Origin of the sequence: uncultured Sulfitobacter sp. (assembly GCF_947499945.1) — a bacterium.
Lineage (GTDB): Bacteria > Pseudomonadota > Alphaproteobacteria > Rhodobacterales > Rhodobacteraceae > Sulfitobacter.
Genome location: NZ_CANMQD010000009.1, coordinates 20,764 through 35,301, shown reverse-complemented (window position 1 = coordinate 35,301; position 14,538 = coordinate 20,764). Strand labels below are relative to the sequence as shown.

Genomic DNA, 14,538 nt, shown 5'->3' with positions numbered 1-14,538 from the left:
GGGAAGAATATCTTCGGTGACCACGCTTAAAACGCTCTTCAGGCCATTTTCTTAATTAGCGTCCAAAACTCATTGCGTGTCAAGAGGGTCTCTTTTTCAGACTGAAACCTAAGGGAGTAATTTTAAAGAAATTGGTATCAATGGTATAGGGGGACACTCTGAATGACACCTTATTGACGCTCATTGTCCCCTAGTTAGACATTCATACGTAATACTGTGTCCCTGAATTGGGTCGCGAAATTTTTATCCAGGCGAATCGCCTTCCAGCAATTCTCGGCTTGTTTTTTATAATAAGTCGTATCTGCAAGAACAGTCATAACACCCTTTCCAAAAGGTGCAAATTCGGCGTAAATCAGGAAAGAGTATTGATTAGCGTTCCCCGTGGGGAACTTGAACTGAAGAGGCACTAGATGTTTACGCATACCGATCTGGCTAAATTGCAGGCGCAGTCCCTTAAAATGCAGGGCTACATCCGCCAGCAGACTTATTCACCTGAGATGGAAAAGACACTGCGGCGGTTTTCGAGCTGGGAGGTCGCGGAGCTTATTCTTAAGATGAATGCCTCAACACTTCGTGGGCGCCTTGCCAGTGACCCAAGCCTGCCTGAAGGAGTTGTCGAGGAGGATGGGCGACAGCGATGGTATGCGTTGGAAGAGATTAATGAGTTACGGCGCAGGCTAAAGGTCAAGGGGCGCAACTTGCTGCCGCCGAGGCCGGCTGGGAAGAGGCCAATACGTGCTGCTATAGCAAACTTCAAAGGGGGCGCTGGTAAGTCGACAGTTGCGCTACACTTTGCTCATGCAGCAGCACTTGATGGCTACCGTGTTCTAGCGGTGGATTTTGATCCCCAAGCAACCCTGAGTCACTCAATGGGCCTTTCGGATATCTCGGAGGAATTTACGGTTTGGGGCATCATGGCACGTGATTTAATCCGCGAAACAGAGCGAATGAATGCAGCTGCTGGTGGCGCCGAAACGGGCACTTCCCTGCCCCAGCGTAAATTGCCGGCCTCAGTTACAGGTATGGGCCTGGACGATTTGCGCACCACCGATTTTATAAAGCCTACAAGTTGGCCTACAATTGACTTGATACCCAGTTGTGCCAACGCCGCGTTTGTAGAGTTTGCATCAGCCCAATACCGCCACCTGAATCCCGAGTGGTCATTCTTTGCCGCCGTTTCGAGATATCTCGATCAAATTCCTGCCGACGCCTATGACATTATTATCTTCGACTGCCCGCCGGCCATTGGGTACCAAAGTATGAACGCCGTTTTTGCAGCAGATGTGCTCTATATTCCATCCGGTCCTGGATATTGGGAGTACGACAGCACGACGAGTTTTATTGGGCAGCTGGCGGAAGCGCTGGAAGATCTTGGCCGGTTTCGGGGGACGCTGCCTGCGGGTGGCGATCCCCACAAAGCCTTTGCGGAGATTAAGTTTCTGTTGACGCGGTTTGAGCCAAATAATGATTTGCACCGTGCGATGCAGTCAGCATTTAATCAGGTTTTTAAATCACATGTTGCCATTCACCCTATTGAGATGACCCGCGCGGTTGAGCAGTCGGGCAGATTTCTTTCGTCAATCTATGAAATGGACTATCGGCAAATGACCCGTGAAACTTGGCGGCGGGCGCGAACTTCTTTTGATCAGGCGTATGATGAATTTCGCGATACGCTTGTACAGGCTTGGGACAAGGTGGAGAACTGATAAATGGTTAAGAAGCGGAGCGTATTCGACATAGATTTTGATCCTGATGCAGATAGCGACGTGTTCCCCGCGGGGAACCAAGCTGCGCCAGAGACAAAGTCATACAACGTTCAAGGTCACCCATTACAAAATGAGGAGCCTGCTGCAGCGCCGCGCCGCAGCCCAATGGCAAGTGCGATTTCCGAAACAGCAAGCGCGGTCAGCAGTCGTGCGGAGGCTGAGGCTGCTATACGTGCGGAGAATGATGCGCTGGCGCTTGAGCATGTTCGCCTGAAGAAATTGGGTCTGATCACTGATTTGATCGACACTGAGCTTGTAAAGATGACAAAGCTTACGCGTGACAGATCATCAGATGTTGATCCGGAGCTTGAGGAACTGATGGCCTCGATCCAGTCCGTAGGTTTGTCTAACCCGATCAGAGTTGAACAAACCGAAGATGGTTATGAATTGATCCAGGGGTTTCGGCGGCTCAATGCTTTTAGAGCGCTGAAGGCCAAAACGGGTGATCCCCGATATGGGCGCATTCCGGCGGCATTGGTTCTCCGAGGGGAGCCATTGGCCAACCTCTACCGCAAGATGGTCGACGAAAACTTGATCAGAAAGGACCTATCATTTGGTGAAATGGCGCAGCTCGCTCTGGCCTACGCGAGCGAGGCTAACACGGACGTTAGTAACGCGGTTAGCGTTTTATATGCCTCAGCGCTAAAGCAAAAGCGGACCTACATCCGGCAGTTCGCGCGTGTGTTGGAAGTGCTCGGCGACCACGTCAAGCATCCAGAAGCTATCCCTCGCGCTTTGGGTCTCGACCTCTACAAATATATGGATGCCGATGCGGCAGCAGCTGAGGTGCTAATAGACCAGTTGGAGAAAGCTACACGGCGGGATGTTGAAGACGAACTGCGCATATTACGCTATTGTGTGGCGGAGCCCCGAAAGTCGCTGAATGCCAAACCAAGCAAGTCGATGTCGAAGACCTCTGTCCGGTTGGCGCGGTCAGAGGGAGAGGCGAAGATAACAGCGCAAGATGGCCGCTTGGAATTGCGAATGCGCCGCGATTTTTCTGCTGTGAGCAAAGACCAGCTTCAAAAAGGCGTCGAAGCGCTGCTGAAGATTCTTGATGAATGATTGGATAGACCAAAGAACTCGTTTCGAGTTCTCTATTAGGTTTTTTGGGAGTAGGGCGGTCAGATGCGGTTCCCTGCGGGGAACCAAATGTCAGAATGCATTGATTGTAGCGAAGTTCACAGGCATGTCAAAGACATAACTATACTATAACCGTTTGAAATTGCGTATTTAAAGTGGAACATATGGCCCCCTTAGTACAAGGCGAAACCTTAAAATGGGCTGTCACTGCTTTCTGATATACATTGAGAAGCCAGTCGCCTATTTTCCCACAAGAATCCTGCAAGCCTATTTTGGGCGAAGAGCAGCTGTGGAGAACTCTCGATGCGTGCCTTTATCTTTGTTTCTGTTTCAATGATCGCCTTTGCTGCACCCGCAGCTGCACAAGAGAGGTCATTCAACTTTGCGCTAGGCGCGGGTGTTGGTGCCGCACCCGAGTATATGGGTTCTGGTGACACGGGCGGTCTTGTTGCGCCAACATTCACTTTTGGGTCACTCAAGTGGGGACCGGTCGATATAGGCAATGGTGTCCGCGGCATTCCCGACAATGGACTAAGCTTAAACGGTGCTTTCCGCATTTTGGATGAGCGTACTGCGGAAACCAGCTCAGAGCTCGCTGGTCTTGAGGATATCGACATCGCTGTCGAGCTGGGCCTTGGGCTAAAATATCAGCAAACAAATTGGATGGCCTTTGGCGAGGTGCGCAAAGGTGTGACGGGTCACGATGGCGTCACTGGTACATTGGGTGCTGACTGGATCGTACGCCCGAATGACCGCTGGCGCTTTACGGCGGGGCCGCGCGTCAATTTTGGCAACGATGAGTTTGCAAATACCTATTTCGGCGTTTCCGCAGCCGAAGCTGCTGCTTCCAGCTTCTCACAGTATGATGCTACGGGTGGTGCATTGAGCGCAGGCCTTGCTGTAACGGGCACATATTTCATCGACGATAAATGGTCGCTTGAAGGAGTTGTCAGCTATGAAAAACTGTTGGGTGATGCCGCAGACAGCCCGATCACGCTTAACGGATCCGAGGATCAATGGCGCATCGGTCTTGGTGTGAGCCGGATCTTTAACCTAAACTTTTAAGACGGATTAGAACTTTATGAACATTGATGACGCAATGCGCGGTCGCCGGAGTATCCGCGGATTTCTGGACAAGCCTGTTTCACGGGAACTCATTGAAGAAGTGATTGCTTTGGCCAACCGCGCACCGTCATCCATGAACACTCAGCCTTGGCACTTGCATGTCCTGACCGGAGAGCCGCTTGAGAAGGTGCGTGAAGGAAATTCCGCCCGCATGTTGGGCGGTGTCCCACCTGTGCGAGAAATCGTTGATCACGGTGCCTATGAGGGGCCACACCGCGATCGTCAGGTTGGCATCGCTAAGCAGCTGTTTGCCGCGATGGGTATTGCACGCGAAGACAAAGAGATGCGGCAGGATTGGGTCATGCGGGGCTTCCGCCAGTTTGATGCCCCCGTATCAATTGTCGTGACGTTTGATAAGTCTCTGGAAGGCGGAACAATTGCACATTTTGATCTGGGTGCCGTGACTTACGGCCTCACGCTGGCGGCTTGGTCGCGTGGTTTGGGCTGTGTGATAAACGGGCAGGGGATCATGCAGTCTCCCGTGGTGCGTGAGCATGCTCAAATCCCTGACGACGAAGTAATCATGACCTGTGTCGCACTGGGGTGGCCGGATGAGGATTTCTCCGCCAATGCTGTTGTGTCAGAGCGCCGCGATGTCGCTGATGTTGCCAGCTTTATCGGGTTTGATGACTAATCAGATGTTGTAGTAATCGCGGTACCACGCGACGAACTTTGCGACGCCGTCACGGACACTCGTTTTTGGGACATAACCTGTCAGAGATTTAAGTAGGCTTGCGTCCGCCCATGTTGCCGGCACATCGCCGGGCTGCATGGGCATAAGGTTTTTTTCCGCTTTGATGCCAGTTGCATCCTCAATCGCTTTGATGAAATCCAACAACGGCACAGTCTCGGAGTTCCCGATGTTTACCACACGGTAAGGGGCAACGGGGGACAAGCTGTCGCCAGCGAACATACCCTGCTGCGTCAGATGGTCTGGCACCGCATCCACCAAGAGCAAAATCGCCTCAACCAGATCGGTAACATAGGTAAAATCACGCCGCATATCGCCATGGTTGTAAACGTCAATCGGGCGCCCTTCGAGGATGCGGGACGTGAAAAGATGCGGCGCCATATCGGGCCGCCCCCATGGGCCATAAACGGTAAAGAACCTGAACATGGTGATCGGCAGGGCAAAGAGATGTGCATAGCTGTGCGCGATGTTCTCGGACGATTTCTTGGTCGCTGCATAAAGCGACATTTGATGGTCTGCTTGCATATTCTCGTTGTAGGGCATCTGTGTATTTGCCCCATAAGCAGAAGAACTTGATGCCATCAGCATGTGTTTGGGCGGATGGGCACGCGCCGCTTCAAGCAGTTGCAATGTCCCGCCCAAATTTGTCTGAAAATACGACATGGGGTTTTCCAGCGAATAGCGCACGCCTGCTTGGGCCGCGAGGTGGATCACAATCTCGGGCTTATGCTTGGCAAAAAGCTCGGTCAGCAACCCTTGCTCCTGCACTTCACCTTTTACATTGGTAAAGCCGCCTTGCGCTTCCAGCAGATCGAGACGCGATTGTTTAAGCTTCACATCATAATAATCGCTCATGGAATCAACACCGATCACTTGCCATCCTTGGGCGAGCAGTGCATCGGCCACAAAATACCCGATGAAGCCGGAAGAGCCTGTGACAAGTGCAGTTTTCATCTGGATATCCTTTGGAGCGGGGCAGGGGGCGTTCCTCGCGCTTACACCCACGGGGGGTCGCCCCTCAACCGTAAAGGCGACTTTTCTGGCTTCACCCTGTTCACATTGACGGTATGGTGGCGTGAGAATTTAGAGGAGCGTCCCATATGAAACTTGCCCGCGTTAGAACCCAGAATGGTGTTTGTCCCGCGTTGATCGACGAACAGGGCAGGGCGCGTGATATCTCGGGCGCTGTTCAGGACATCACGGCCATGGCCGTGACCCCGGACGAGATGGCGCGGCTTGAAGCGCTCGACCCCGAAACCTTACCGGTGGTTGAGGGGGATTATGCGCCGATCCTTGACGACGTGCGGCGTATTTTCTGTATCGGTTTGAATTATTCCGATCACGCCGAAGAGGCGGGTATGCCTATCCCCCAAGAGCCAATCCTGTTTATGAAGTCTTGCCCCGCTACAGGGGCCAACGACCCGATCATCCTGCCCAAAGGATCAGAAAAGACTGATTGGGAAGTCGAGTTGGGCGTGGTTATCGGTACCCGCGCGCATCATGTGGCGGCGGTTGATGCGCTGTCGCATGTGGCGGGCTATTGCATCGTGAATGATGTGTCCGAGCGTGCCTTCCAGACGGAGCGTGGAGGGCAGTGGACCAAGGGGAAATCCTGCGACAGCTTTGCGCCCATCGGACCATGGCTGGTGAGTACGGCGGAGGTTCCCGACCCGCAAAACCTGATGATGTATCTGGACGTAAACGGCGTGCGCAAACAGACGGGCAGCACGGCGACGATGATTTTTAGCGTCGCGCATATTGTATCCTATCTTAGCAAATTTGTGACCCTAATGCCTGGTGATGTGATTACGACAGGCACCCCTCCAGGTGTGGGAATGGGGATGAAGCCGCCGCAGTTTCTGGCGGCTGATGATGTCGTAGAGTTGGGCGTTGAAGGTCTTGGTATACAGCGGCAGCCCGTTGTCGCCTACCGTCCATAAGCCGCGACTAAATCCGCTGTTCGCCTTGCAGCGCAGGATGCGCGCGCGTACATCTGGGTGAAGCCCGTTGCATATAGAAAGAGCCGTAATGTCAGATGAAACCAAGATATTGGCCACTGCGGCGCAGGTGCTTGAGCATGAGGGTCAAGCCTTGGTGCGGATGGCTTCGAACTTGCCCGATGATTTTGTTGGGGCGGTTGAGCGGATACTGGAAACCAAAGGTCGCATTATCTTGTCGGGTATCGGGAAGTCAGGTCACATCGCCCGCAAGATTGCGTCGACCCTCGCATCCACGGGCACGCCTGCCTATTTTGTGCATCCCGCCGAGGCGAGCCATGGCGATCTGGGGATGATTAAGTTGGACGATCTTTGCATTCTATTGTCCAACTCGGGCGAAACGTCCGAGTTGGGTGATCTGATAAACCACACACGCCGGTTTTCTATCCCGATGATCGGGATCAGTAGCAAACCTGACAGCACCCTCATGCGGGCAGCTGATTTTCGCCTGACCCTTCCGCAAGAGAAGGAAGCGGGGAGCGGCATTGCGCCCACCACCTCGACCACAATGGCACTTGCACTGGGTGATGCGCTGGCCATGGCTTTGATGGAGCAGCGCGGCTTTCTGTCAGAGCATTTTCGCACGTATCATCCGGGCGGCAAGCTGGGAGCGCAGCTGGCCCTCGTGCATCAGTTGATGCACGGACCAGAGGCAATGGCGGTTGTGTCACCTGACGCTGGCATGCAAGAGACCCTGCTCAAGATGAGCGAAAAGGGATTTGGCATCGCTTGTGTCGTTGAGGAGGGCAAGCTGGTCGGGGTGATTTCAGATGGGGATTTGCGCCGCAACAGCGAGCATCTTGGCACCAAGTCAGCGCGAGAAGTTGCAACCAAGGCGCCCAAGACTGTGCCGCCTGATATGATGGCAGTACAGGCCTTGTCGGTGATGAACGAAAACAAAATTACCGTGTTGGTGGTCGTCGATGGGGCAGGGGCGGCCGTTGGGCTTTTGCGTATCCATGACTGTTTGCGTGCAGGAGTAGCTTGATGAAGACTGTAATCGTAATTCCTGCGCGCTATGCTTCGACCCGCTATCCGGGCAAACCACTTGTCACTTTGCGTGATCGTGACGGCCAAGAGAAATCCTTGATCCAACGTAGCTGGGAAGCGGCGATGGAAGTGCAGGGCGTCGATGCTGTTTATGTCGCAACTGACGATGACCGGATCAAAGACGCGGCAGAGGCTTTTGGCGCCCAAGTGATCATGACCTCAACGCGCTGTGAAAACGGAACAGCGCGTTGTGCCGAAGCCGCCATTAGCGGAGCGTTCGAGGCCGATTTGGTGGTGAACCTGCAAGGAGACGCACCGTTGACGCCTGCATGGTTCGTCGAGGATTTGATTGCAGCGATGGCAGCACATCCCGATGCGCCCGTAGCGACGCCTGTGGTTTTATGTGATGCGCAAACCTATGCGCATTTCCGTGCGGACCGTGCGGCAGGGTTGGTGGGCGGCACCACGGCTGTGTTTGATCGCAACCACCGCGCGCTGTATTTCAGCAAAGAGGTTTTGCCCTACATCCACCCTGATAAAGCGGCGGATGCAGAGGGGGATGTGTTCCACCATGTTGGTCTCTATGCTTACCGTCCCGCGGCCTTGGCGCAATATGCAAGCTGGCCGGAGGGGCGTTTGGAACGGCATGAAGGGTTGGAGCAGTTGCGGTTTCTTGAAAACGGTACAGATGTCTTGTGTGTTGAAGTCGAGGGACGGGGCCGGGTATTCTGGGAATTAAACAATCCTGGCGACGTTGCGCGAATTGAATCCATATTAAACGCTGAGTAAGTATTTTTGGCGCTGCATAATGAGTGTTATGTAATAATTAGGAATAAAAGGACGCAGTTCCGCTAAATCGCATTTGCGAAACGAAGTTCCGACCTGCGGTATTGGCAGGCCCGATTTTTCCCCCTAGTCTATCTTCAAAGAGAGTCGCCCGTCCTCAGGAGGAAGAGGACAAGCGTCCCGTCGAGACTTGGGAGGGTCACCATGAAACAGATATGCCGCTGCACCGGGTGCGCAGCATGAGTGCGATGTCGCCCGAAGCGGCCGTTGCCCATGTTGTTGCGACCAATCCGACATTTTCTGTAGCACCTACAGTTGTGCGGGGCGTGACGTATAAAGCGTTCCAGAACATTCCACCCACGGTTCCGTCTCTGATGGCAGCGGGTAAGGCGCAGCACGGTGATGGTGCGCTTGACTATCTCTTGTATGAGGGGGAGCGCTGGACCTATGGTGAATTCTGTACCGAAGTGCGGCGTGTGGCGAATGTGCTGCACGGGACCTTCGGGATTGGCAAAGGTGACCGTGTCGCGATTGCGATGCGCAACTACCCTGAATTGATGACACTGGTGCTTGGCATCTCCGCGACGGGCGCGACGGTTGTTTTTGTAAACGCGTGGTGGACCACCGAAGAACTTGATTACGCTCTGCGCGATAGTGAGGCCAAGCTGGTGTTTGCCGATGGTCCACGTATCGAGCGGTTGATGCCATTGGTCGATGATCTGTCTCTGACGCTGGTTGGCGTGCGCGATGGCGAGGGGATGGTCGGGCACGACTATACCGCGCTCCAGACTGCCGCGTCTGATACGGCTCTGGATGTGACGATCGACACCGATGATGATTTCGCAGTCATGTATTCGTCGGGCACGACGGGGCATCCCAAAGGTGTCGTGCAAACGCATCGTAGTGCTGTAAGTGCTGTTTTCAGTTGGCTGATGCAGGCAGTGATTGCGCCGCTTGTAACGCCGCCCGAGGAAGGCGCGCCAGAGCCACTGCGCCCTTCCGCGCTTGTGGTCACCCCGCTGTTTCATGTCACTGCAACCCATCCGCTGTTTTTGCTGAGCTTGCCTGCGGGTGCGCATATTACGCTGATGCGGAAATGGGATGCTGATGAAGCTGTGCGGCTGATCCAAGCGGAGAAGATCACGCGTTTCCTTGGTGTACCGACACAATCGGCGGAATTGATGATGGCCTCACGCAAAGCAGCTGTTACGCTGGAAACGCTCGATTATCTGGGTTCTGGCGGAGCGAAACGTCCCGGTGCGCAGGTCGCACAATTGGCCGAGAGTTTTCCCAATGCTGGGATCGCGACGGGTTGGGGCATGACAGAGACGAATGCATTGGGGATTGGCATGATCGGCGATGACTATGTGAAGCGTCCCGAGAGCGCGGGAAAGCTGCACCCGCCGTTGCAAGAACTGCGTCTGCTGGATGATGACGGCAATGATGTATCGCTGGGGGAGCTTGGCGAGATCACGGTCAAAAGCCCTGCCAACATGCGTTGTTATCTGAACAAGCCCGAGGCCACAGCGGAGACGATGCAGGACGGATGGCTGCGCACAGGTGATCTGGCCGTGATGGATTCCGAAGGGTTCGTGACCATTCTGGACCGTAAGAAAAACATCATCATCCGTGGTGGCGAGAACATCGCCTGTCTGGATGTGGAAGGCGCGTTGCACCGTCTGCCTGACGTGATTGAGGCTTGTGCATTCTCTGTTCCCGACGAGCGTTTGGGCGAAGTGGTAGGCGCCTGCGTGGAACTGCGTGAGGGCGCTGTGCTGAGCCACGATGAGATGGCGGCAGCCCTTGAGGGGCATATCGCAAAATTCAAAACACCGCAGCATTTGTGGACACAACATGTGCCGCTGATGCGCGGTGCTACCGATAAACTTGACCGTCGCGGGGTTCGCGCGGCCTGTCTGGAAAACCAAGAGGCAAAAACATGACACCAACAATCGAAGAAACAGGCGACTATATCGCGAAAGCGGGCAAAGCAGCGTGGGAAGTTCCAGGACTGGATGCCAATGCGCCGCAGCGTGAGATCAAAACCGTTGGCATCATTGGTGCGGGTACGATGGGCGGCGGCATTGCGATGAACTTCGCCACCGCAGGCTATGATGTAAAGATCGTCGAGACGACACAAGAGGCGCTGGACCGTGGTCTGGCCGTGGTGCGCGGCAACTACCAGCGTTCCTCCGACAAGGGGCGTTTCCCGCAGGAAGAAGTCGAAGCGCGGATGGGCCGTTTTGACGGGCGGCTAGAGCTGGCTGATTTGGCAGATTGTGATCTGATCATTGAGGCGGTGTTCGAGGACATGGACCTAAAGCGCAAGATTTTCACCGAGTTGGACCGCGTTTGCAAAGAGGGCGCGATTTTGGCGACGAACACCTCTGCGCTGGACATTAACGAGATTGCGGCGATGACGCGCCGTCCGCAGGATGTAATCGGGCTGCACTTCTTCTCCCCCGCCAACGTGATGAAGCTGCTGGAGATTGTGCGTGCGGCGCACACGGCGGATGACGTTGTTGCAACGTCTATGGCGCTGGCGGCGAAGATCAACAAGATTGCGGCGCTGGTCGGGGTTTGCCCCGGATTTGTGGGCAACCGCATTTTGTTTGCGCGCCAGATTCAGGCGAACAAACTGCTGGCCAAAGGGCTGATGCCTTGGGATGTGGATGCGGCGCTGAACCAGTTCGGCTTCAAGATGGGACCGTTCCAGATGAGCGATCTGGCGGGTCTTGATATTGGCTGGTCCAAAGGGGCCACCACGGACAACCCGATCCGCGACATGCTGTGTGAGATGGACCGCCGCGGACAAAAGACCCAAGCGGGGTTCTATGACTATGACGAGAGCCGCCGCCCTGTGCCGTCTGACGTAACGGCGGGAATTATCAAGAACGTGACAGGGGCCGAGGCCTCATCCATGAGCGCCGAGGAGATCATCGAGATTTGCATTTATCCGATGATCAACGAAGCGGTGAAAATCCTTGAAGAGAACAAGGCGCAGCGTCCCTCTGACATCGATGTGGTCTGGCTCAACGGCTATGGCTGGCCTGCGGATAAGGGCGGGCCAATGTTCTATGGCGATATGGTCGGCGCAAAAGCGGTGCTGGCGCGGATGGAGGAATTGGGCGCGGACGATCCTGCCTTCGCCCCTGCAGACTTGCTGCGCCAGCTTGCCGCGACAGATGGCAAGTTTACCGAGATTGATACCGGAGGGCTGAAAGTATGAGCTACGAATATATTACGACCGAGAAGAAGGGGCATATCCTCGTTGTCACGATGAACCGCCCTGACGTTTATAACGCGGTGCATGTGGATATGCACAACGAGATGGCCGATTGCTGGGATGCGTTTGCGGCGGATCAAGATTTGTGGGTAGCGGTTCTCACGGGTGCTGGCGATAAAGCGTTTTGTGCGGGCAACGACCTCAAGGCGACTGCCGCAGGTGGCGCGCGTGCAACGATGACGCCGATGGGGTTTGCGGGTCTGTCCTCACGCTTCACTCTTGAAAAGCCGATCATCGCAGCAGTCAACGGGTTTGCCATGGGCGGCGGGTTCGAGACGGCCCTGTCGTGCGACATTATCCTCGCCTCCGAGAATGCAAAGTTTGCCTTGCCCGAAGTAAAGGTCGGCTTCTTTGCCGCCGCTTCAGGTGTGCAGCGTCTGTCGCGGTATATCGGACGATTGGCCGCACAGGAAATGATGTACACAGGGCGTACCATTATGGCGGACGAAGCGCTGGCCTTAGGTTGTGTCAACGAGGTGCATCCGCATGATCAGCTGATGACAAAAGCGATGGAGAAGGCAGAGCAGTTGTGTACTGTCTCACCCTCTGCGGTCAAAGCAACCAAGCGCGTGTTGAACGATATGTATGTCCGCGATGGGATGGAGGGCAGCATCGCCTATTCCCGTGAGGTCATCGCCGATCTGGCCAAAACCGAAGATTTCAAAGAGGGCGTGAATGCCTTTGTCGAGAAACGCAAACCCAACTGGGTGAACAAATAAACTAGGGAGACATACACATGTCAGAGACACCAATGGAAATGAACAACCTCGGAATGTCCGAGAAAGCCAAGCCGCTGTTGGCTGCCGTGATCAAGCATATTCGCGAAAACGTCGAGCCGATTACCGAAGAGTATTTTGCACTGGGCGAAGGTCGTGCGGATCGTTGGTCCCATGCGCCAGGCCAGCTTGAACTGTTGGAAACGGCCAAGAAGAAAGCCCGTGAAAACGGTCTATGGAACTTCTTTTTGCCCAACGCCGAGACAGGTGAAGGTCTGAGCAACCTAGACTATGCCTATATCGCTGCCGAGCTGGGAAAAAATCCGCTGGCCTCCGAAACGCTGAACTGTTCCGCGCCTGATACGGGCAACATGGAAGTGCTTGAGCGGATCGGGACACAGGAACAAAAAGACACATGGCTCAAGCCATTGTTGGCGGGTGAAATCCGGTCTGCCTTTGCAATGACGGAGCCTGATATGGCGTCGTCCGATGCCAAGAATATCTCGACCTCTGCTGTGCTCGAGAATGGCGAGTGGGTCATCAACGGCGAGAAATACTACATCTCTGGTGCGGGTGATCCGCGCTGTAAGGTGATGATTACGATGGTGAAGACCTCGCCCGATGCGGAGCCTTTCCGCCAGCAGTCGCAGATCCTTGTGCCCGTCGACACCCCCGGTGTCGAGATTGTCGGGCCGATGCATGTCTTTGGCCATGATGATGCGCCGCACGGTCACATGCATATCAAATTCACCAATGTCCGCGTTCCTGAAAGCAACATCCTTTGGGGTGAGGGTCGTGGTTTTGAGATCAGCCAAGTGCGCCTTGGACCTGGCCGTATCCACCATTGCATGCGCTCCATCGGGGCGGCGGAAAAGGCGCTGGATCTGATGATCGAGCGTGGTTTGTCGCGCGAGGCATTCGGCAAGAAGATCATCGATCTGGGCAAGAACATGGAGACAATCTCCCGTTCCAAGATCGAGATCGAAGCGATGCGCCTGATGGTGCTCAAAGCTGCCAAAGCGATGGATGTACTGGGTAACAAAGAGGCGCGTATCTGGGTCTCTATGATCAAGGCAATGGTGCCGGAAAAAGTGTGCAACATCATCGACGAGGCGATGCAGGTGCATGGTGCGACAGGGATTTCCCAGTGGTCGCCATTGTCGGGCATGTACACGGCACAGCGCACCCTGCGCTATGCAGATGGCCCTGATGAGGTCCACCACCACGTGATCGCGCGTGCCGAAGTGAAGGACTACCAGTCGTCCAATTCACGTACGGACCGCGCACGCGGGGAGATTGCAACAGGCCGCACGCGGAGCGGTGTATGAGCACGCTGTTTGACCTGACCGGAAAGGTGGCGCTGCTCACGGGCGCCTCCAAAGGGATGGGGCTTGCGATGGCGACTGCGCTGGCGGAGCATGGCGCGACTGTCGTCATCTCCGCACGCAAGCAGGACCAGCTGGATGCTGCTGCCGAGGGGATTAACGCCCTCGGCAAGGGCCGCGCCCATGCTGTGGCTTGCAACGTCGGTTATAAGGAGCAGCTGCAAGCGCTGGTCGATAAAACCCATGAGCTGGCAGGTCCAATTGATTGTGTGATCGGGAATGCGGGGGTGAACCCCTATTACGGGAAAACCTCAGAAATTCCAGACGATGCCTATACCAAAACGATGGACGCTAACGTTCGCTCCAACCTTTGGTTGGCACAAATGGTGGCCCCCGATATGGTCTCCAAGGGTAGCGGGTCGATGGCCTTCACCTCCTCCATTGGGGCGTTCAAGCCGTCGGTTATGCTGGGCACTTATGGCATGTCGAAACTTGCGTTGATCGGTCTGGTCCGTAACCTCGCGGCGGAGTTTGGACCCAACGGCATCCGTTTCAACGCGATCTGCCCCGGTCTGGTGAAAACCGAATTCGCGCGTGAGCTTTGGGACAATCCAGAAGTCGCCAAGCGGATTGAGAACGAGATTCCACTGCGACGTTTGGGCGATCCTGAGGATTTCGCGGGGCTGGCAGTTTTCCTTGCTTCAGACGCTAGCAAGTACATGACCGGTCAGGCGCTTACCGTCTGTGGCGGCTCGAATATGTGGACATAGTTT

The 14,538-nt window shown here is 54.9% G+C and carries 13 protein-coding genes; 12 read left to right on the top strand and 1 reads right to left on the bottom strand.

Features of this window, described 5'->3' with window-relative positions; genetic code table 11:
• Positions 1–410: 410 nt before the first annotated feature.
• From Q0775_RS19055 to Q0775_RS19040, 4 genes are all read left to right on the top strand, one after another.
• Positions 411–1,706, top strand: coding sequence for an AAA family ATPase (locus Q0775_RS19055; protein WP_298864923.1), 1,296 nt, complete (start codon positions 411–413; stop codon positions 1,704–1,706).
• Positions 1,707–1,871: 165 nt separating this feature from the next.
• Positions 1,872–2,831: a ParB N-terminal domain-containing protein gene (locus tag Q0775_RS19050; RefSeq protein WP_298864920.1), complete on the top strand. Its 960-nt coding sequence runs from the start codon at positions 1,872–1,874 to the stop codon at positions 2,829–2,831.
• A 321-nt stretch (positions 2,832–3,152) separates the two neighbouring features.
• Complete coding sequence (locus tag Q0775_RS19045; protein WP_298864917.1) at positions 3,153–3,914, top strand: MipA/OmpV family protein; 762 nt, start codon at positions 3,153–3,155, stop codon at positions 3,912–3,914.
• 16 nt (positions 3,915–3,930) lie between these two features.
• Complete coding sequence (locus Q0775_RS19040; RefSeq protein WP_298864913.1) at positions 3,931–4,608, top strand: nitroreductase; 678 nt, start codon at positions 3,931–3,933, stop codon at positions 4,606–4,608.
• Here the strand turns inward: Q0775_RS19040 and Q0775_RS19035 are convergent, their stop codons facing one another.
• Positions 4,609–5,619 (bottom strand): NAD-dependent epimerase/dehydratase family protein, encoded by a 1,011-nt coding sequence (locus tag Q0775_RS19035; RefSeq protein WP_298864910.1) that lies wholly within the window; start codon positions 5,617–5,619, stop codon positions 4,609–4,611. It abuts the gene before it with no gap.
• 146 nt (positions 5,620–5,765) lie between these two features.
• On the opposite strand from Q0775_RS19035, the gene Q0775_RS19030 reads away from it, so the two are divergent.
• The 8 genes from Q0775_RS19030 (at position 5,766) to Q0775_RS18995 (ending at position 14,535) form a co-directional block, all read left to right on the top strand.
• A complete protein-coding gene (locus Q0775_RS19030; protein WP_298864907.1) occupies positions 5,766–6,605 on the top strand; it encodes a fumarylacetoacetate hydrolase family protein in 840 nt (279 codons plus the stop codon).
• 88 nt (positions 6,606–6,693) lie between these two features.
• Entirely contained in the window at positions 6,694–7,650 is a 957-nt protein-coding gene (locus Q0775_RS19025) for a KpsF/GutQ family sugar-phosphate isomerase (RefSeq protein ID WP_298864904.1), read from the top strand.
• Positions 7,650–8,441, top strand: coding sequence for a manno-octulosonate cytidylyltransferase (locus Q0775_RS19020; protein WP_298864901.1), 792 nt, complete (start codon positions 7,650–7,652; stop codon positions 8,439–8,441). The genes Q0775_RS19025 and Q0775_RS19020 overlap by 1 nt, the downstream gene beginning before the upstream one ends.
• Before the next feature lie 212 nt (positions 8,442–8,653).
• Complete coding sequence (locus Q0775_RS19015; protein WP_298864899.1) at positions 8,654–10,381, top strand: AMP-binding protein; 1,728 nt, start codon at positions 8,654–8,656, stop codon at positions 10,379–10,381.
• On the top strand, positions 10,378–11,667 hold the full coding sequence (locus Q0775_RS19010; RefSeq protein WP_298864896.1) for a 3-hydroxyacyl-CoA dehydrogenase: 1,290 nt from the start codon (positions 10,378–10,380) through the stop codon (positions 11,665–11,667). Before Q0775_RS19015 ends, Q0775_RS19010 begins: the two co-directional genes overlap by 4 nt.
• Complete coding sequence (locus tag Q0775_RS19005; protein WP_298864893.1) at positions 11,664–12,443, top strand: enoyl-CoA hydratase-related protein; 780 nt, start codon at positions 11,664–11,666, stop codon at positions 12,441–12,443. The genes Q0775_RS19010 and Q0775_RS19005 overlap by 4 nt, the downstream gene beginning before the upstream one ends.
• A 38-nt stretch (positions 12,444–12,481) precedes the next feature.
• The gene (locus Q0775_RS19000) at positions 12,482–13,768 is read left to right on the top strand and encodes an acyl-CoA dehydrogenase family protein (protein ID WP_298864984.1); all 1,287 of its coding nucleotides are present in this window, start codon (positions 12,482–12,484) and stop codon (positions 13,766–13,768) included.
• Positions 13,765–14,535: an SDR family NAD(P)-dependent oxidoreductase gene (locus Q0775_RS18995; RefSeq protein ID WP_298864890.1), complete on the top strand. Its 771-nt coding sequence runs from the start codon at positions 13,765–13,767 to the stop codon at positions 14,533–14,535. Before Q0775_RS19000 ends, Q0775_RS18995 begins: the two co-directional genes overlap by 4 nt.
• The last annotated feature ends 3 nt before the right edge of the window (positions 14,536–14,538 follow it).